This is a genomic window from Gemmiger formicilis, from assembly GCF_016901605.1.
Classification (GTDB): Bacteria; Bacillota; Clostridia; order Oscillospirales; family Ruminococcaceae; genus Gemmiger; species Gemmiger formicilis_B.
The window spans coordinates 1-220 of the sequence record NZ_JACJKP010000831.1; the positions used below are offsets into that span (position 1 = coordinate 1).

Sequence of the window (220 nt, forward strand, 5' to 3'; positions counted from 1 at the left end):
ACTGGCGTTGTGTTTGCTGTGCCTGCTGGTGGTTGTGGGGGTCTGCCTTGTACTGACCCGCTGCTCCTCCGGCCCTACCGGCCCGGAACAGGCCAATTTTGGCACAACGGCCGCGCTGCGGCCGCTGCGATTTGGGCGGCGGCGCAGGTTCGTTTGGCCCCGGCATGGTTTTGGCAGCCCGTTCCGGGCTGCGGTATACTTTGCGTTCTTCAGCCACAGT

The 220-nt window shown here is 64.5% G+C and carries 1 protein-coding gene; it reads left to right on the forward strand.

Annotated elements, in window-relative coordinates; genetic code table 11:
- Window positions 1-220 (forward strand): hypothetical protein (locus H6B10_RS16940; RefSeq protein ID WP_204652513.1); only part of this gene is annotated, 220 nt, incomplete at both ends.